This is a genomic window from Pseudomonas sp. SbOxS1 (assembly GCF_013416725.1).
GTDB lineage: Bacteria > Pseudomonadota > Gammaproteobacteria > Pseudomonadales > Pseudomonadaceae > Aquipseudomonas.
The window spans coordinates 1-18631 of sequence record NZ_JAAVXC010000020.1 but is presented as its reverse complement, the minus strand read 5'-3'; the positions used below and the strand labels follow the sequence as shown (position 1 = coordinate 18631).

At 60.4% G+C, this 18631-nt stretch carries 18 protein-coding genes; 10 read left to right on the top strand and 8 right to left on the bottom strand.

Going from position 1 to position 18631, the window contains the following annotated elements; translation table 11 throughout:
* Window positions 1–120: 120 nt before the first annotated feature.
* The 5 genes from HFK74_RS18445 to HFK74_RS18425 all read left to right on the top strand — a co-directional run bounded on the left by HFK74_RS18445 (window position 121) and on the right by HFK74_RS18425 (window position 7385).
* Window positions 121–2301, top strand: a complete 2181-nt coding sequence (locus HFK74_RS18445; protein ID WP_180204693.1) for a LuxR C-terminal-related transcriptional regulator — start codon at window positions 121–123, stop codon at window positions 2299–2301.
* 130 nt (window positions 2302–2431) lie between these two features.
* The gene (locus HFK74_RS18440; protein WP_180204692.1) at window positions 2432–3784 is read left to right on the top strand and encodes a coniferyl aldehyde dehydrogenase; all 1353 of its coding nucleotides are present in this window, start codon (window positions 2432–2434) and stop codon (window positions 3782–3784) included.
* A gap of 27 nt (window positions 3785–3811) precedes the next feature.
* A complete protein-coding gene (locus HFK74_RS18435; RefSeq protein WP_180204691.1) occupies window positions 3812–4894 on the top strand; it encodes a Zn-dependent alcohol dehydrogenase in 1083 nt (360 codons plus the stop codon).
* 142 nt (window positions 4895–5036) lie between these two features.
* A complete protein-coding gene (locus HFK74_RS18430; RefSeq protein ID WP_180204690.1) occupies window positions 5037–6230 on the top strand; it encodes an acyl-CoA dehydrogenase family protein in 1194 nt (397 codons plus the stop codon).
* 12 nt (window positions 6231–6242) lie between these two features.
* Complete coding sequence (locus HFK74_RS18425; protein WP_180204689.1) at window positions 6243–7385, top strand: acyl-CoA dehydrogenase family protein; 1143 nt, start codon at window positions 6243–6245, stop codon at window positions 7383–7385.
* A gap of 18 nt (window positions 7386–7403) precedes the next feature.
* Here the strand turns inward: HFK74_RS18425 and HFK74_RS18420 are convergent, their stop codons facing one another.
* A complete protein-coding gene (locus HFK74_RS18420; protein ID WP_180204688.1) occupies window positions 7404–8981 on the bottom strand; it encodes a winged helix-turn-helix domain-containing protein in 1578 nt (525 codons plus the stop codon).
* A 205-nt stretch (window positions 8982–9186) separates the two neighbouring features.
* Here HFK74_RS18420 and HFK74_RS18415 point away from each other — a divergent pair, with 205 nt between their 5' ends.
* The 4 genes from HFK74_RS18415 (at window position 9187) to HFK74_RS18400 (ending at window position 13189) form a co-directional block, all read left to right on the top strand.
* Window positions 9187–9939, top strand: coding sequence for an SDR family oxidoreductase (locus HFK74_RS18415; protein ID WP_180204687.1), 753 nt, complete (start codon window positions 9187–9189; stop codon window positions 9937–9939).
* 41 nt (window positions 9940–9980) lie between these two features.
* Window positions 9981–10394 (top strand): cupin domain-containing protein, encoded by a 414-nt coding sequence (locus HFK74_RS18410; protein WP_180204686.1) that lies wholly within the window; start codon window positions 9981–9983, stop codon window positions 10392–10394.
* Window positions 10395–10490: 96 nt separating this feature from the next.
* Window positions 10491–11588: an HlyD family secretion protein gene (locus HFK74_RS18405; RefSeq protein ID WP_180204685.1), complete on the top strand. Its 1098-nt coding sequence runs from the start codon at window positions 10491–10493 to the stop codon at window positions 11586–11588.
* On the top strand, window positions 11585–13189 hold the full coding sequence (locus tag HFK74_RS18400) for a DHA2 family efflux MFS transporter permease subunit (RefSeq protein WP_180204684.1): 1605 nt from the start codon (window positions 11585–11587) through the stop codon (window positions 13187–13189). The genes HFK74_RS18405 and HFK74_RS18400 overlap by 4 nt, the downstream gene beginning before the upstream one ends.
* On the opposite strand, the gene HFK74_RS18395 is transcribed toward HFK74_RS18400, so the two are convergent.
* The 7 genes from HFK74_RS18395 to HFK74_RS18365 form a co-directional block, all read right to left on the bottom strand.
* The gene (locus tag HFK74_RS18395; protein WP_180204683.1) at window positions 13176–13676 is read right to left on the bottom strand and encodes an outer membrane beta-barrel protein; all 501 of its coding nucleotides are present in this window, start codon (window positions 13674–13676) and stop codon (window positions 13176–13178) included. The genes HFK74_RS18400 and HFK74_RS18395 overlap by 14 nt on opposite strands.
* Window positions 13677–13894: 218 nt before the next feature.
* Window positions 13895–14785, bottom strand: coding sequence for a helix-turn-helix domain-containing protein (locus HFK74_RS18390; protein WP_180204682.1), 891 nt, complete (start codon window positions 14783–14785; stop codon window positions 13895–13897).
* Entirely contained in the window at window positions 14785–15120 is a 336-nt protein-coding gene (locus tag HFK74_RS18385) for a hypothetical protein (RefSeq protein WP_180204681.1), read from the bottom strand. The genes HFK74_RS18390 and HFK74_RS18385 overlap by 1 nt, the downstream gene beginning before the upstream one ends.
* Window positions 15121–15243: 123 nt before the next feature.
* Complete coding sequence (locus HFK74_RS18380; protein ID WP_180204680.1) at window positions 15244–15501, bottom strand: hypothetical protein; 258 nt, start codon at window positions 15499–15501, stop codon at window positions 15244–15246.
* 110 nt (window positions 15502–15611) lie between these two features.
* On the bottom strand, window positions 15612–16094 hold the full coding sequence (locus HFK74_RS18375) for a hypothetical protein (protein WP_180204679.1): 483 nt from the start codon (window positions 16092–16094) through the stop codon (window positions 15612–15614).
* The gene (locus tag HFK74_RS18370) at window positions 16091–16906 is read right to left on the bottom strand and encodes a winged helix-turn-helix domain-containing protein (RefSeq protein WP_180204678.1); all 816 of its coding nucleotides are present in this window, start codon (window positions 16904–16906) and stop codon (window positions 16091–16093) included. The genes HFK74_RS18375 and HFK74_RS18370 overlap by 4 nt, the downstream gene beginning before the upstream one ends.
* A gap of 201 nt (window positions 16907–17107) precedes the next feature.
* Window positions 17108–17644 carry a glyoxalase superfamily protein gene (locus HFK74_RS18365; RefSeq protein WP_180204677.1) on the bottom strand — a complete coding sequence of 179 codons (537 nt, stop codon included), beginning with the start codon at window positions 17642–17644 and terminating at the stop codon, window positions 17108–17110.
* 380 nt (window positions 17645–18024) lie between these two features.
* Between HFK74_RS18365 and HFK74_RS18360 the strand changes: the two genes are divergently transcribed.
* Window positions 18025–18486: a hypothetical protein gene (locus tag HFK74_RS18360; RefSeq protein ID WP_180204676.1), complete on the top strand. Its 462-nt coding sequence runs from the start codon at window positions 18025–18027 to the stop codon at window positions 18484–18486.
* The last annotated feature ends 145 nt before the right edge of the window (window positions 18487–18631 follow it).

The window sequence follows — 18631 nt, the reverse complement described above, 5'->3', positions numbered from 1 at the left end:
GGAAACAACGCCCTGTTCGCAGGGCGTTGTGCGTTTGCGAGTGACCCACCTGATGCGGGTGGCGCCTATCCGGTCGCCTGGCCCAATGATGCAGTCCTCTCTTCACCCAGGAGGTCCGTCATGTATGTGCCACGGCCGCATCTGAGCGATCTGCTCAAGCGTGAACAACGCCGCTTGCAACTGCTTTGTGCACCTGCCGGTTATGGGAAGACCGCGTTGCTGCGCGAGTATTTGCGGGGCGAGGCGATTTGGTTAAGCCTGGCTGGGTTGCCGCAAACGTTGGACGGTTTGAGTGGCATGCTGGCCTGTGCACTTGGGTTGGCAGCAGATACAGAACCTGATGTCTTGCTGGCAATGCTCGATTCAAGGAATTTGGAGACTGGCCAATCGCATTCGCTGGCAAGCCAGCTCCTACAGTTGACCGCGTTCCCCTGTAGGAGCTGGCTTGCCAGCGATGAGGCCCGTCCAGACAATCAAGATCTAATGCTGCGCCTGGTCTTCGATGATTTGCCAGCGCAAATGCCGACAGACCTGAACCACTGGTTCGATCAACTCCTGGCCCTGCAAAACCCGAACCTGCAAGTACTGGTCACCTGCCGCCGACGCCCAGACTGGAACCTCCCGCACCTGCTGCTCACCAACCAACTGCTGGAGCTGGATGCGCGGCAACTGGCACTGCGTCCTGATGAATTCGAATCGCTGGTCAGTCTGCTCGCGCCCGAGACTGATACCGCCTCACGCGAAACCTTGTGGCATCAGACCGGCGGATGGTGCGCGGGTGTCCGCTTGCTACCTTCGTCATTGCTCAGCCCCTACCTTGAACGCGAACTGCTGACGCGTCAGAGCGAAGAGCAGCAGGAAGTCCTTTTTGGGCTGGCGCATTTGTCCAAGGCCAGTGCCGACCTTTGCGAGCAACTCTGGGAAGGGCAGCAGGGGGGCCGGGTGTTCAGGTGCCTGCTGGATAACCAGGCCTTTCTCTTGCCGATCGACAATCAGCCCGGCTGGTATCGCTTGCTGCCGGCCGTTGCGCAGGCCTTGCAGGGCCGACTCAGCGGCGCGCCGTTGAATCGGCTGCGCTTGCGCGCCTGTCAGTTGCTCAATGTTTTGGGTCAGGTTGATGACGCTGTCGAGCAGGCACTCAGTGCTGATCAACCGGAGGTAGCCGCGACCTACATGGAACGGTTGTGGCTGAGCTGGATTTTGAGCGAGCGCCATCTGGACCGGTTCATGGACTGGCGCGAACGCATCGAGCCGCAGCTGCTGCAGAGCAGCCCGCGCCTGATCTACTTGTGCGCCAAGGCGTTGTTGTTCAGCGGTCGGCTGGATGAAGCCCAGGCCTGCCTGCAAGGCCTGGGACACTTCCTGCCGCTACCCGATCCGCAACGCAATCGACGCTTGCTGGCCAACTGGCAGGGCTTGTTCGGCACCTTGCAAGCCCTGCGCGGCAACACGCAACAGGCACGCCTGCATTGCCGTGCGGCCCTGCAGGACCTGAGTGCCCAAGACTGGCTGTCAGTACTGTTGTGTCATTGCATCCTGGCGCGCATCGCCATGCAAACCGCTGACCTGGCCGAGGCCCAGGCGCTCTTGCAGCATTCGCTGGAGCTCGCCCGACGCCAGGGCTGCCACGAATCTGAAGTGCTGGTGAACATCGACAGGGTGCGATTGATGATGCTTCAGGGCGATCCGGACCAGGCGCATTCGCTGTTGTGCACCGAGCTTGCGCGGCTGGGCGGTCGCCGGGCGAAGCCTTGTCCATTGCTCGGGCGACTGCTGTTCCTGCACGGCGAATGGCTCTTGCAGCAGGGACAAACCGGCGAAGCCGAGCAGGTTGCCCAGGCCGGGTTTGTGCAAGTGCGCGACTGCTGCGCGCCCTTTGTCCTCCACGGGTATCTGCTGTTGTCCGAAATTGCCTCGCGCAATCAGGATCCGAAAAAGGCTCACCTGATGCTCTACGAAGCCGAGCGGCGCATGCATTGGGGCAAGATCGACCGCGCGTGTTACCAGGGGCCAATCGCCGCGCAAAAAGCCCGGATCGTGCAGCGCGAAAAAACGCTGGAGAGCGCCAAGGCGCCGGCGCGCTCGAGCGGCGTACCGGATTACCAGGATGACCTGACACCCCGCGAAGTCTCTGTCCTGAAGCTGCTGGCCGAGGGCATGTCCGTGCGCGAAGTGGGCAGTCGCCTGTGCATTTCAGAGAACACGGTCAAGTCCCACGCCAAGAACATCAACGTCAAGCTTGGTGCCTGCCGCCGCACCCAGGCGATCAGTTGCGCCAAGGCGATGGGCATTCTCGCCTGAGACCCTGCCGACTGCCGCCAGCCACCTGATCCGGGTGGCGGCGTCACGCCGGTGATGGTCAACCATGCAGCCAGACCCACGCGTCGCTTCCAGAGCACGGCGCGTCCTGACAATGACAAGAGAGCCAGTGATGAGCGCCATCGAGAGTTCACCGAGTACCGACATCCGCACCCTCCTGGAAAAACAGCGAGCAGCCTTCCTCGCTCGCGAACCTTTCACCCTCGAAGAACGCTGTGAGTTGCTCGACCGGGCGATCGGCCTGCTGGTCGACCACGAACAGTCCATAATCGATGCCCTGACCGCTGATTTCGGCCATCGCAGCCCGGGGTTCTCCAGAGGTAGTGAAGTGTTGTCGCCGCTGGCCACGCTCAAGCAGACCAAGGCCGAACTGGCCCAATGGATGCGTCCTGAACCACGTCAGGCCAGGGCCGGCGAAGCCTGGGTGCAGTACCAGCCGATGGGCGTCGTGGGCATCGTCACCGCCTGGAACGTACCCGGCTACATGGTGTTCAGCGGCCTGGCCGGTGCCTTGGCGGCCGGCAACCGGGTGATGATCAAGCCCTCGGAATTCACCCCGCACACCTCGGCGCTGATCGCCCGGCTAATTCGCTCGGTCTATGCCGAAGACGAAGTGGCGGTGGTGCTGGGTGACGCGGACGTTGGCCAGACCTTCTGTGCTCAACCTTTCGATCACCTGCTGTTCACCGGCGCCACCAGCATCGGCAAGCACGTGTTGCGCGCGGCGGCGCAAAACCTGGTGCCGGTGACCCTGGAGCTGGGCGGCAAGTCGCCCACCATCATTTCGCGCACGGCGGACTTCAACGAGGCGGTGGCCAAGGTGGTCATCGGCAAACTGCTCAATGCCGGTCAGTTGTGCGTGGCGCCGGACCATGTGTTTGTTCCGCGCGAATCGGTCGACGCCTTCATCGGCGTAGCTCAAGCGGTGGTAGCCAGATTCTTCCCGACGCTCAGGGACAACCCCGAATACACCTCGATCATCAACGCCCGGCATTTCGAGCGGTTGCAGGGCTATCTGCGTGAAGCGCGCGAGGCCGGAGTCGAACTGATCGAGCTCAACGCCTCCGACGAGGATTTCAGCCAGACCACGCTGAACAAGATCGTGCCGACGCTGTTGCGCGATCCGGCGAACGATCTGCAAGTCATGCAGGACGAAATCTTTGGCCCGCTGCTGCCGATCAAACCCTACGACTCGATTACGGACGTGATCGCCCAGATCAACGCCCGGCCGCGGCCGTTGGCGCTGTACTACTTCGGTAACGATGCCGCCGAAGAGGCCATGGTGCTCACCCGGACCTGTTCCGGCGGCGTGACCCTCAATGGCGTATTGAGCCACGCCAGTACTGAAGGCCTACCGTTCGGTGGCGTGGGTCAGAGCGGAATGGGCGCCTATCACGGCATCGATGGTTTCCGCACCTTCAGTCACGCCAAAGCGGTGTTGCGCACTGCGGCCAACCCGGCCTGAACCCCGATCATCATTGAGAGATATGCCATGAAAGCTGCCGTATTCCATCAGGTTGGAGCCCCGCTGGTCATTGAGGACGTGGGCATCAGCAAACCGGGTCCGCGTGAAGTGTTGATCCGCACCAAAGCGGTGGGGGTGTGCCATTCGGACCTGCACGTCATTGACGGCGCCTTTCCCTACCCGGGTCCCATGGTGTTGGGCCATGAAGCCGCCGGCGTGGTGGAGCAGGTCGGCTGCGAAGTGCGCTCGGTCAAGCCCGGCGATCACGTGGTGACCTGCCTGACGGTGTTCTGCGGTCATTGCGAACATTGCGTGACCGGCCATCTGGCGCGCTGCGTGTCCCCGGAAACCAAACGCGACAAAGACGATGAGCCGCGCCTGACCTACGTGCAGAAACCGATGCCGCAATTCGTCAACCTGTCCGGTTTCGCCGAGCAGATGCTGGTGCACGAAAACGCCTGCGTGGCGATCCGCCGTGACATGCCGCTGGACCGCGCCGCACTGCTCGGTTGCGCCGTCACCACCGGCACCGGTGCGGTATTCAACACCGCCAAGGTGCGTCCGGGCGAGACCGTGGCCGTGATCGGCTGCGGCGGCATCGGCCTGGCCGCCATCAACGGCGCGGCGCTGGCCGGGGCAGGACGCATCATCGCCATCGACATGCTCGACTCGAAACTGGATCTGGCCCGACAGTTCGGCGCCACCGACCTGATCAACGGCCGGGACGGTGATGCGGCCAAGCAGGTGCTGGAGCTGACCCGTGGCGGTGTGCACCATGCCTTCGAATGCATCGGCCTCAAGCAGACCGCCGAGCAGGCGTTCGCCATGTTGGCCCGCGGCGGCACCGCCACCGTGATCGGCATGCTCAAGCCGGGCTTGAAAATCGAGCTCGATCCACTGCAGTTGCTGCATGAGCGCCGCATCCAGGGCTCGCTGATGGGTTCCAACCGCTTCCCGGTGGACATGCCGCGCCTGGTGGATTTCTACATGGCCGGCAAGCTCAAGCTCGACGAAATGATTTCCCAACGCATCCGCCTGGAGCAGATCAACGAGGCGTTTGATGAGTTGCGCCACGGTGAACTGGCGCGCTCGGTCATCGTTTTTGAATAAACCCCGCCATCCTCGCTGTAGGAGCGAGGCTTGCCCGCGAAGAACGATAACGCGGTGCGGCAGATAGACCGCAGCGCCCGGTTCGCCGGCAAGCCTGGCTCCTACAGGGGGAGGTATGCCCAATTGCTTTTGGAGTTGATCGATGGATATTGATTTCACCACGGACGAATTGGCCTTCCGCCAGGACGTCCGGGCGTTCCTGCGCGACAACCTGCCGAGTGAACTGTCCAAGCGGATATCCCTGGGCAAACGCCTGAGCAAGGAACATCAGGTGCAATGGATGCAGACGCTCAACCGGCAAGGCTGGTTGGCGCCGGGCTGGCCCGAGGAATGGGGCGGCACCGGCTGGAGCGCTGTGCAAAAGCATATTTTCGACGAAGAGTGCTTTGCGGCAGGGGCGCCGAAAGTCGTGTCGTTCGGCTTGAAGATGGTCGCGCCGGTGCTGATCAAGTTCGGCACCACCGAGCAGAAGGCGCAATTTCTGCCGCGCATTCTTTCCTGCGAAGACTGGTGGTGCCAGGGCTACTCCGAACCCGGCGCGGGTTCTGATCTGTCGTCGTTGAAAACCCGCGCCGTGCGTGAGGGCGATCACTACCTGGTCAACGGCCAGAAAACCTGGACCACCCTGGCGCACTATGCCGACTGGATGTTCTGCCTGGTGCGCACCGACCCCGAGGCCCGTCAGCAGCGGGGTATTTCCTTTCTGTTGATCGATATGAAAACCCCGGGCATCACCGTGCGCCCGATCATCACCCTCGATGGCGAACATGAAGTCAACGAAGTGTTCTTCGACAACGTCCGGGTGCCCGTGGCGAATCTGGTGGGGCAAGAGAATCAAGGCTGGACCTGCGCCAAGTACTTGCTGACCCACGAGCGCACCAGTATCGGCGGGATTGCCCACAACAAGGCATTGCTTGACCGGCTCAAGCGCATTGCCAGCCAGGAGCTCCGTGACGGCCAGCCATTGATCGAAGACCCGCTGTTTCGCGCTCAGATCGCCGAAGTCGAGATGCAGTTGCTGGCCGCCGAGATGAGCAGCCTGCGCACCCTGGCCGCCACCCGCAACGGTGATGCACCCGGTGCCGAAAGCTCGTTCCTGAAGATCAAGGGCACTGAAATCCGGCAAGCCATCACCTACCTGATCAGCAAGGCGGTGGGCCCGTATGCCTTGCCGTTCATCGAGGATGAACTCGGTTATGGCGGCGAACCGTCGCTCTACACCGACTACGGCAGCACGGCCACCTATCAGTACCTGGATGCGCGCAAGGCTTCGATTTATGGCGGGGCCAACGAAATCCAGAAGAACATCATCGCGAAAATGATCCTCGAACTGTAAGGCGCCACGATCATGGATTTCAAACTGACAGAAGAACAACTGATGCTGCAGGAAACCGCCGCGCGCCTGGTGCGTGACGTCTACGGTTTCGAGCGGCGTGAGCAATATCGCCAGAGCCAACAGGGCTTCAGCGCCCGGTTCATGCAGCAGTTGGGCGAACTTGGCCTGTGCGCTGTGCCCTTCGCCGAAGCCTATGGCGGCTACGGTGGCAGCGGCGTGGAGAACATGCTGGTCATGACCGAGCTGGGCCGGGGCCTGTGCCTTGAGCCGTATCTGCAATCGGTGATTTTTGCCGGGGGCCTGCTCGCCCAACTGGGCAGCGAAGCCCAGAAAGACCGGTTGTTGCCCCAGGTCGGCAACGCCAGCCTGCAACTGGCGGTCGCCCTTGACGAGCCGCAGAGTCATTACCGGCTCAATGATGTGCAGACCCGCGCCGAGCCGGTGACCGGGGGCTGGAAGCTCAATGGCCGCAAGTCGGTGATCATCGGCGGCCAGAGTGCCGGGCTGCTCCTGGTGTCGGCGCGCACCAGCCACGGGGTGCGTGACGAGCAGGGCATCAGTGTGTTTCTGCTCGACCCGCAGGAGGCCGGTGTGTCTCGGCGCGATTTCGCCACCATGGACGGGCGCAAGGCCTGCGAGCTGTACCTTGAGGACGTGTTCGTCAACGCCAGCGCGCTACTCGGCGAACCGGGACAGGCTTTGCCCGCGTTGCGTTACCAGCAAGGTCGTTGCATCGCTGCACAGTGCGCCGAAGCCGTCGGCAGCATGGAAGCCGCCTGCGCCTTGACCCTCGACTACCTGAAGACCCGCCAACAGTTCGGCCAGCCGATCGGCAAGTTCCAGGTGTTGCAACACCGCATGGTCGACATGCGCATCGAATTGGACCAGGCCACCTCCATGACCCTGCTGGCCGCGTGTGTGGCCGATCAGGCCGATAGTGACGAACGCAGTCGCAGGCTGGCGGCCGCCAAATTCATCGTCAGCCGCGCCAGCCGCTTCGTCGCGGACCAGGCTATCCAGCTGCATGGCGGCATCGGCCTGACCTGGGAATACATGCTGTCGCACCATGCCAAACACTTGCTGATGGTGGCCCGTCAGATGGGCGATGACGATCACCATCTGCAGGCTTATGCGAAGTTGATGCAGGTGGCGTGAGCCGGGTTGCGACTGCCGTTACTCCGGCAACCCGGCCAGCCGCAGGCCATCGGCGAGCCGGGCGAAATCTTCGGGCCGCTGGATCGGCAGCCAGTCCTTGAGGTTGGAGACGCGTAACGAGGGGGCGAGTTCGTGCAGGCGTTGCATCGCCAGCCTGGCCTTGTCCATGCGTCCGCCCAGGGCATGACTGGCCGCCACCAGGACTGCCGGGGGGAGCAGGCTGGGCAGGTTGCCCAGGGCTTTTTCCGCCCAGTCCGCTGCCGCATCGAAGTGCCCGGCAAAGAAGTGCGCCAGGGACATGCCGACCTGCATCCTGAACATTTCCGGGTCGAGGGGACTCAAGCGAAGGGCATGGTTCAAGTCCTTGATCGCGGCATCCGTTTCGCCGTGCAGCGCGCGCAGGATGCCGCCCAGGTACCAGGCGGGGGCGAGATTGGGATTGAGCAGGCGCGCCCTGTCGAGCAACGCAATGCCGGCGTCGACTTCGCCGGCCAGGTGGCTCAGTGCATGGCCGCCGCGGGTCAACGCGACGGCATCATCGCGCCCGAGTGATATCGCCAGGCGCGCCAGCCGTATGCCCTCGGCGATTTCGGCCGGGCGATCGCCCATCCAGCCGTTGAGCTTGCGCCAGAAGTGGCACCAGGCAGCCATGCCATAGGCCGAAGCGAATTCCGCATCGAGTTCGATGGCCGTGTAGAACATCGGCAGCGCCTCCTCGATGGCTTCCCGGCTGCCGCTGTGCAGCTTCGCCATGGCGCGCAGGTAGTAGTCGTAGGCGTCCAGGCTTTCCGTCGGCTTGCGTTTTGCGCGTTCGATTTCTGCCCGTTCCAGTTGCGGCGCGATGGCACCGACGACGCTTTCAGCGATCTGGTCCTGCAGCTCGAAGATATCGTCGAGCAGGCCTTCGAAACGTTCCGCCCAGATATGCGTGCCGCTCGTGGCGTCGATGAGCTGCCCGGTGATGCGCACCTTGTTCGCCGATTTGCGTACGCTGCCTTCGAGCACGTAGCGCACGCCCAGTGCCTGGCCGACACCCATGGCATCCACCGCCTGGCCCTTGTAGGTGAAGCTCGAGTTGCGCGCGATTACGAACAGCCAGCGGATCCGCGACAGCGCGGCGATGATGTCCTCCACCACGCCGTCGGCGAAGTATTCCTGCTCGGGATCGCCGCTCAGGTTCTGGAAGGGCAGGACAGTGATCGAGGGTTTGTCCGGCAGGACAAGGGCTGGCGCAGGCTTCAGGACAGCGGGTTGCTCGGTGTCAGGTGGCCGCGCCTGGTCGCCAGGGTCGACCCTGACCTGCCCGACGAAACGGTAGCCCTTGCGCGCGACCGTGCGCACCAGGCGCTGTTCTTCACCGCTATCACCGATGGCCTTGCGCACCGCATTGATGTGGCTGGTGATCGTCGATTCCGAGACGATCCGGCCGCTCCACACCGCCTCGAGCAAGTCGTCCTTGCTGACCACGCGCTCGGGTTGGCTGACGAACAGCAGCAACAGATCGAAGACCTGCGGTCCGACGGCCACGACCTGCCCGCGCCAGGTCAGCTCCCGGCGCTCCTGATCGAGCACGTAGTCTTCAAACGCGAATGGCAAGGTGAAATCCCCTGGCGAAGCGCCTTCAACTCCGTGTCCCAGGCGACTGGTGATTAGTACCAGATGCCGATCATACGGCAGCTTTGGACGTAAATTAAGGATTTCGCCAAGGCAATCCCAAGCCCGGCGCAAGGACTTGCCTCACGCGCGCAGGCAATCTCTCTACACCGACGCAATGTTTGCCGTCGACAAGTGGAGAAAGCCCATGAAGATCGTCGTCATCGGAGGCTCCGGCCTCATCGGATCGAAACTTGTGAAAACCCTTGGCGAGCGCGGTCATGAGGCACTCGCCGCCAGCCCGAGCACGGGGGTGAACAGCATCACTCGCGAAGGCCTGGCCGAAGCGATGGATGGCGCCGATGTGGTGGTCGACGTCGCGAACGCGCCGTCCTGGGAAGACCAGGCCGTGCTGGATTTCTTCGAAACCTCGAGCCGCAACCTGCTGGCCGCCGAAGCCGCGGCCGGCGTTCGCCATCACGTGGCCCTGTCGATCGTCGGCACTGAACGCCTGCCGGAGAACGGCTACTTCCGGGCCAAAGTCGCCCAGGAAAACCTCATCAAGGCCTCCGGCATTCCCTACACCCTGCTGCGCGCCACGCAGTTCTTCGAATTCGTCGGCGGCATCGTCCAGTCGTTCGCCGTCGGCGAGGAGATTCGCGTTTCGCCGGCGCTGATCCAGCCCATCGCCTCCGACGACGTGGTGGCGGCGCTGGCCGATGTGGTGCTGGCAGCGCCGGTCAATGGCACGGTCGAAGTCGCAGGGCCCGAGGCCATGCCGACCGACGACCTGGCCAGGCGCTTCATGCAGGTAACCCAGGACCAGCGCAAGGTCGTGCCGGACGTCAACGCGCGCTATTTCGGCTCGGTGCTCGACGATCGATCGCTGACCGCCGGCAAGGACGCACGCCTGGGCGCGATCCGCTTCGAAGACTGGCTCGCCCGGTCGACGATCCGCTAACGGTTCGCGCCACCCATCCCCAATCAAGAAGGAGCAATGCCATGGTTACCCGATTTGTTTTGGCCGCGGTTTTCGCAGCGCTGATGGCCAGCGCCGTGTCGGCCGCCGAGCCACCCGCCGGCAAGGTGACGGTGGTGTTCGACCGGCCCATCCCCAACATTCCTGGCAAGAGCATGAAGGGCGTGGTCGTCGAGTACGGGCCAGGCGCCGCTTCACCGGCCCACACCCATCCGCAAACTGCCTTTATCTATGCAACGGTATTGGAAGGTGCGTTTCGCATCAAAATCAAAGGCCAGCCAGAAAAGATCTACAAGGTCGGCGAAAACTTCGTAGAGGAGCCGGGCTCGGTGCACGAAGTCAGCGCCAACGCCAGCGCCACCGAACCTGCACGCCTGTTGGCCGTGTTCGTCCTCGACACCGATAAAACGCCCCTGGTGACACCCATTGAAAAGTGAGCCGGTTACCCGCTCAGGCATCCTCGACAGCCGGGCGGCACACCGCTGCCGCCCCGTGGCTGGCGCAGTTCCAGGCATCACAGAGGAAATGAAAAAATGAACGCGCTCCAGGACAAGTCCGCCATCGCCGCCGGCGCAAGTACCGCGCCCCCTGTCGTCGTGGCGCGGCGTAGCAAGCGCAAGACCCTCGGTATCTTGTTGTGTGTGGGGGCTGTGGTGGTCGTGGCGGCGTGGGGCGCCCAGGCATTTTCCAGCGGCGTGACCTCGACCGATAACGCCTATGTCCGTGGCGACGTCACCTCGCTCGCTGCCAAGGTCGCCGGTTATGTCACGGCGCTGGAGGTCGGGGACAACCAGACCGTGCGCGCCGGTGACGTGCTGTTTCGCATCGATGACCGCGACTATCGCGCCAAACTCGCGCAAGCGGTGGCCAATGTCAGCGCCGCCCAGGCGCGCCTGAGCCATGTCGATGCGCAGATCCAGCTGCAACGGGCGTTGATCCGCCAGGCCGAGGCCCAGCGCCGTTCGGCTAGCGCCGACATGAACCTGGCCACCAAGACCCACGAGCGCAGCCGCAAGCTGATCGTCAGCAACGCGGTCAGCCAGGCCCTGGTGGATGAAACCGGCACCGCACAATCCAGGGCCGCGGCATCGGTATCGGCAGCGGCGGCGACGGTTGAGGCGCAGCAGCAACACATCGCCGTGTTTGTCGCGCAAAGAGAGGCGGCCGTGGCGGCCGTGACCCAGGCGGAGGCGGCACGAGAGCTTGCCCGGATCGATCTTGAGCACACCGTGGTGCGCGCGCCCGTGGATGGCGTGGTCGGTAACCGGCAGATACGTCTCGGCCGCTTCGTGACGCCGGGGGGGGCCCTGCTCGATATCGTGCCGGTCAAGGATGTGTGGATCGTGGCCAACTTCAAGGAAACCCAGCTCGAACATATCCGCCCCGGCCAGCGCGTACGCATCACGGTCGATGGTTACCCCAACGCGGCATTGGCCGGCGTGGTCGACAGCTTCGCACCGGGCAGTGGCGCGGCGTTCAGCTTGCTGCCACCGGACAATGCTACCGGCAACTTCGTGCGCGTCGTGCAGCGGGTTCCGGTGAAGATCCGCCTGGCCGACAATCCGCTGCCCGGGCGCATCGTGCCGGGCCTGTCCGCGCGGGTGGAGGTGGCGCAAGGGGAAGGTTCATGAACACCCTCGCCAAGGCCACTTTGAACAGCAGGACCCCCACCGGCATCCTGCTCATGCTGGGCATCGTGCTGGCCGCGTTGACGGAGGCGATCGCCGGAACGGTGCTCGCGCTCGGGCGTAGCGACATTCTTGGCGACACCTATGCCACGCCTGACGAATTCGCCTGGCTGGATGTTGGCTACATTGCGCTCAAGCTGATCGGGTTCATGACTGCGCCTTGGCTGATGCAACGGTTTTCTGCCCGTCACGTGCTCATCGGCGCCACCCTGGCCATGGGCCTGGCGTGTTGCATGGCTGCGTTCACGGCTCAGCTGGAGCTGCTGATCGCGCTGCGCCTCATTCAAGGGTTCGCCGGCGGCGCCCTGCTGGTGGCGGGGCAGGCGATCATTTTTCGCGCCTATCCGCATTCGCTGCAGCCGATCCTGCAAGCGCTGTTCGCCATGGGCGCCGTGGTCGCGCCCGGCACCCTCGCACCGGCCCTGCAAGGGTGGTTGATCGACAGCCAGTCCTGGACCTGGATTTTCTTCAGTGTGGTGCCGCTGGCACTGGCGGCGAGCGGTCTCTTGCTCATCGCCGACCACCCCATGCCCGCCAAAGTGCGGCAACCGGGCTTTGACTGGCCGGGCTTGTGCCTGATCGCCGTGACCCTGTTCTGTTTCACCTACGTGCTCAGCCAGGGCAGCCGATGGGACTGGTTCGAGGAACCGCGCATCCAGTGGCTGACGGTCATCGGCAGCGCTGCGCTGCTGGCCTTTCTCGGCCAGCAAGTGTTGGCCGAAGGCCGGGGTCTGTTCGATTTCACGGTGTTCAGGTCCAGCGATTTCACCTTTGCCTTTTTCGTCAGTTTCGTCGCCGGTGCCGCGTTGTTTGGCAGCGCGTACCTGATTCCGGCGTTCGCCCTGTCGGTGCTCGCGTTCACGCCGACCGATGCCGGCCTGCTGCTGTTGCCCAGCGGCGGTTTGTTTGTCGGCTCGCTGCTGATCGCAGCCATTGCCTTCAAATTCGCACGCGTTCCTCCGGTTGCGACCGTGCCCTTTGGCATCCTGCTGATCATGGCGGCAATGTGGATGCTGTCCGGTTCCACCAGCGAAAGCGGCAGCGACGACATGATGGCGGCTATCCTCCTGCGCGGCCTGGGCCTGGGCTTGCTGTTCCTGTCGATCACCCTGATCGCGTTCAGCAACCTCAACAGCCGCAATCTTGCCGCGGGCATCGGCCTGTTCAATACAGGAAGGCAATTGGGTGGCTTGATGGGCGTCGCCGGGCTGCAGACCCTGATCGAGCACCACATCGTCAGCAATGCCGCGGTACTCGGCGCCAACGTCACCCCTGGGGAAAGCGCGTTGATCGAACGGATGATCGCCAGCACGGCGATGCTGGCGGGCAAGGGCATGGATCAACTGGCCGCCGCCCGGGGCGCGACCAGCCTGCTGGGCAAGGCGGTGTCGGCGCAGGCCACGGTGATCGCCTTCGATACGGCGTTTTTCACCGTGGCCCTGCTGTTTGTCGTGGCCGCGCCCATGCTGGTCGGCATCAAGATTGCCTTGGGTCGCTACGACCGGCATCGCCGCTCAATTGAAGTGGGTATTAGAACAGAATAAAAGCAGAGGCCGTTGTTTGATTCAGGTTGATGTTGCCGACTTCCAGTACTTCATATTCAGCGCGGACACCGATGTTGCGAAATACATCAACTTCAACACCGGCACCGTAGGTCAGGTTGACGCCCGTATCATCATCGGCGGCATTGCCGTCCGCATCCCAGGCATGGGCACCGACACTGCCGAAGATTCGTACCCGCTCTCCCAGAGGAATACCGAGATGCGCGCTGGCCTGGACAGATTTACCGTCGAAGTCCAGATTCTTGTCCTTGAACTGGCCAAGATCCACGAAAGCGCCTTCAAAGGCCAGATAGCTGTTGAGACGATAACCTGCAAAAACCTTATAACTGTTGTCTTCATCGTTCAAATGGGTTTTGTCGGTTTCAATGTTACTGACGCCAGCGCCAAGGTATAAACCCTTGTCATCGGCGAGCGCCTGAAAAGACAGCAGCGAGAGCAGCGAAACGAAGCCAATGTTTCGAAGTAACATGTGAGGTGGATCCTTGTACAGGTTGTTGGTTATCAGGTGTAGGGTGTTAATAGGCGTCGATCATCCAGGCCAGCGCGACGCCACATAAATAAGCGGCAAGGCACAGGATGATTTTCTGTTTGAGTGGCAGCGTATTTAATCGATAGCGCATGCTTTTCCCCTTGGGTAGACCTGAACAATCCTGGCCATGCAGCGAGTGAACTGAAAGTCATTGATTGTTATTTGTTGACCGCTGCCAGTTTGGAACTGTTGCGCCTGGCCGTTTCCGAGGGTGTTTCACCATAAGCTTCCTGATACACCTTGGAGAACCGGCTCAGATGATGAAAATTCCAATACATAGCGGTTTCAGTGACCGTCGGCCAGGTATTGCGGACCAAGTCTCGGCGGACATGGGCGAGCCTGAGGTTTCTGATGTAGGCGATCGGCGAAGTTCCAAATGTTTCAACGAAACCATGATGCAAGCTGCGAGTGGTGGTTTTCAGTTGTTTTACCAGCACCTTCATGTTCAGTGGCCTGTTGGTGTTTTGATGGATGTACTCAATGGCCTCGGTCGCGATCTTTCTTCTGGTCGGGGGCTTGAGCGCGCAGCGTCCAATAGGTGTCAGGGCCCGTAACAGGGCAACCAGCAATTCACCGTCAGCGGCTGATTGTTCATGGTGGTCGCGTTGATTCATATCAGGCTCATTAATGTCGATCAAATGAGCGTTGAAGACGTCAATCGCAGATTTTACCAGTTTGAAATTGGCCACCTGGAAGTGGTGCGCCTGTCGATGGGCAAGTACGTCGATCAATGAGTGGTTTTTCACGCATTGTGCGTAATGTTCTAACGTCGTGGTCAGGGTGAAAAGAGTTTCATTCGGCTCGCAGGTGTAGTGCACGGGCTCACCGCTATACAACACGATGATTTCGTTAGGCCGCAATTGATGGTTGTTGACAGTGGGTCGACCGACAGAAGTCCGGGAGATGGCCAAGGTTACACAGCCTTGAGGAACAGAGCCGATCAGCGTGACGGCTGAATCAAACTGCAGTCGACTGCATGGGCGCCTGCAACCATCAATGAGTTTTTGCTGGCGAAAGCTGGCTTCGTGGTTTGCGGGGGCGAGGCTCATCACGTCGATGACTCCCGCATGAGCTCCAATGCCGCAGCAAAGACGTACGTGTCGCTCGTGGTTAACTCCACCAGGCTCTGCAGTTTGCACGGCGCTATTTTCGAGCCAAAGATGGCTGTCTGGTTTGCCGGGCCGAGGGCTGCGGCGTCAAAGGCAAAAAAATCATCGACGCGATAATCGGTGCAAATCTTGTAACTGGATTGTTCATCGATCAGCTTGTTTTCGTTGCTTTCAATGTGCGTCAGGTCGGCGCTATAAAGTGCCTTGTCATCGGCCCAGGCCTTGAGTGAAAGCAATACACCAAAGGATACGCTTGCGAGGTTTTTAAGCAGCATTGAGGTGCTTTCCTTGTTGATGATTTTTCAGGCAGTGCAGTGTGTCAGCCGCATCACTGTCACGGCGTGGCCATCGGATAGTCCTGTGCTCACGAGGCTTGTTGAAGTCAATAATCCATATTTTCAAACGGGCGTCAGCGAAAGTTCATCGCTCTCGTTGTTTTGTGGTGGGGGAGGCAATGCGTTATCAAGCGCCCCTTCACCTTCATTGCGCTCATTCTCGGAATAGATTTTCAGGTGTTTCAATTTGATGTTTTCGTTCGGACTCATTTCTATTTCGTAGAACTCGATTTCCGTGCTGCCGATGGCGTGCTCATTGTGCGCCATTGAATGGAAGGGTATGGCGGCTAGAAATAGAACTGCCAGGATCTTGGTCATCATTGAATTGACGGCTCGCGAACACTATAAAGGCGGGATCCTGATGGGGGAGGGGTGTTTGATTCAAATCAGTAATTATTATTTTTATTGTGACGTGATTTGATGCGGATGCCTCAGTGATTCATGCAGCGCAAACGGCCAATGTCATGCACATAAAAACAGACGCTGTTCTTGTCGGCGGTAGGGAGTAGTTCGTAGTTCAGGATAGTGCCTTCCTGTAGAACGAATTGACGCCTGAAAAACAGGTCCGGCGTTTTTTCAATGGCGAATAATTCGTTGTCCTGGCTCAGTTTGACGTTGTTGATTTTTATCTGCACATGATGATTGCTTTCCCGGATCACCTGCGCCGAAATGGTCGCGTTACGGATTTTACCGTTCAGGCTTTCCAAGGTGGTTTGTGTCAGTCGACCGTGCCCGATGGTCAGGTACTCTTCAGTGTTGAGTTGATTCGAGTCCTCAAGCCATTGTCGGGTAATGGTTTGATAACTGATATTTTCCATGTAGTGAGAGGGCGAGTACATCAAGGAAAAGACACAGGCGGCATTGATGATTGCAAGTGCAATCCAGTGCGCGGTTGAAGATGTCATTGACTTCATAGGGTGGCTTCCAGACATTGCCGGATCATCAGTGCAAGGTCTTTTTGTTCGCTGTTCAATTGCAGGTTTGCAGTACTTTGATCCGGGCGAATGCACGAAATCGAGTAGTTTGTTTTAAACAGGTTCAGCCAGACATCACCTTTTAAATTGGCCGGAAGTTGTTGCGCCTGCGTAACCGAAAGATCCCTCAGCGCATCGGCCTCTGCCACGCTTTGACCTACCGCATGGATGGCCAGTTCATGATGTTTTGCGCTGGAAACTTCTATTTTCGTTGTGTCGAAGCCAGAGTGGAAACCGGTGAAGGCGCATACTCCCAAGGTCACGACGTAGCCGATCAACTGGGCTTTTGTAATGTAAGTTGATGTTCTGGTTATTGCTGCAGGCACCGGCAGATCATCATTGCCCTGTGGCGCCGGCTCTTCAGTGGCAGGCGCAGGCATGGCTTCATCTGAAGACGTTGGCAAGTCTGTATGCGCATCCACTACATAGAGGCGGTTGAAGCAATAGCCTCTGCGCGGAACCGTCATCACTATTTCGTGATCACGACTGTCGTTGAGCAGGTTTCTAAGAGAGAAAACGGCCTGGTTCAAACTGCCGGAGGCAACGACGCGGTCATTCCAGGTGTAGTCGATGATCTCCTCGCGGCTTTTGGTCTGGCCGGGCTCCATGAGCAGCAGGTCCAGTAGACGCGATTCGGCCCTGCCTATCGTAGTGCTTTGAACTTCTCCATGGGTTGATGTGATGGTAAGCAAGGCGGTATCTGGATCGAAAAGGGCCATGGCACCATTTTTCAATGTGAAGGCGTAGCGCATGGGTATCCTCCGTTCAGGTGGTTCTGGCTGAGTATAGAGACGGTTTTGACTGACCGGATTTGACGCAGGGCATGCTAGTCGGGGGTGAACGGCTATAAGCGGGGGCGGCGATAATGCTCGGATCGGGCGCTCTGCGCTATCCGAAAACTGCAAGGCAGGGCGGTTAAAAGCCCAGCCTTGCAGGTCTCAGGGCTGCGTCGATCAGCCTTGGCAGAAGCGGATCCGGTTGCCGAACGGATCGTAGACTTCCAGGACTTGCCCCCAGCCCTGCTGGACAATATCCGGGCGTCCATAGCCATAGCGCTTGGCCAGTAATTCATCGCGAAGCAGTTCGATATTGTTCATTGGGACAAACACCGTCGAACCCGGGCTGGCGTCGCCATGATGCTCGGAAAGGTGCAGTTGCAGGCCGTCGCGGCTGATGCCCAGGTACAACGGCAGGTCGGCTTCGAACCGGTGCTCGAATTCGACGTGAAAGCCCAGGAAATCGAGATAGAACTCACGGGCCTTGGCTTCGTCGAACATCCGCAATATGGGAATGGGCTTGTCGAAGGTCACCGTGGGCGTGGGCTGGGGGGCTGCCGGGGCAAGCATCGCAGACGCGGTATTCCAGTCCTTGTAGCCCAATTGCTGCGCGACCAGTTCCAGCGCGGTGGAGTGAGACAGGCCCTGATTGCGTTCCTCCAGCGAGGCGCGCAACTGTTTGGCCATCTGCTTGGCTTGTTCGATTGAAAACATCGTTGCTCCTGTAGCCGAGATGCCTTGGTGCCCGCGTTGCCAAACCTCGACCGTCAAGAGATACGACAGGGTTCGTATGAGGAAGCGATGCTTTCACCTTTCCCTTCGGGAGCGAGCGGCGGGCAGCATTGGCCCGCTGCCGATAGTACATAGCCACTCCAGCGACGGGAAGACCTGCGCCTGTGTATCGCTGTGTATCCAGGCCCGTCGTACGCAGACTGGCTTACAAATGCCCCGGCAACCGGATACATCCGGGATACACGGTTGCAGTCAAATAGCCCTGCCTTAGCGAGAAAGCAACCGCGCCTCGCACCACGGCTTATCGCCCTTGTGGCATAGACCTTCGCGGCTCGGCCGCACACAGTATCCGGAGAATCACCATGTCCCGTATGTCGAACAAATCCCGTATTGGCCTGATCGCTGTTGCACTGGCCGGCAGCCTCAACCTTGCTTCGAACGCTTTTGCCGCAGACGCGCTGCCGCAGGGCTACCAACTGGCCTCGGCGGAAAAAACCAGTGAAGGCAAGTGTGGCGAAGGTAAGTGTGGCGCTGAAGAGTCCGGCGCCAAGGTGACCAAGGCCGGCGAAGGCAAGTGCGGTGAAGGCAAGTGCGGCGATGCTTCGTTCGCCCGTACCGACGCCGACCACGACGGCCGCGTTTCGCTCAAGGAACTGCTGACCGTAGCCCCGCAGGGCGGTGAAGAGTTCAAGGCCATGGACACCAATAAAGACGGTTTCCTCTCCGAAGGCGAGGTCTACAAATTCCGCACCAACCAGTTCACCTCCAATGGCAAGAAAGTGCCTACGGAGTTGTTTACCCAGATGAGCAAGGCCAAGAGCTGATTACGCGTTGTAGCGGTGAACAACCTCCCTGGGATTTTCCTGGGGAGGTTTTTTTGTGTACATATCCATTCCTGCGGTCACAGCCTCTTATGGTTTCGCTCTTACATCTATGGTTACCCCCTTTTCTGCAATACTGTTTTTGATG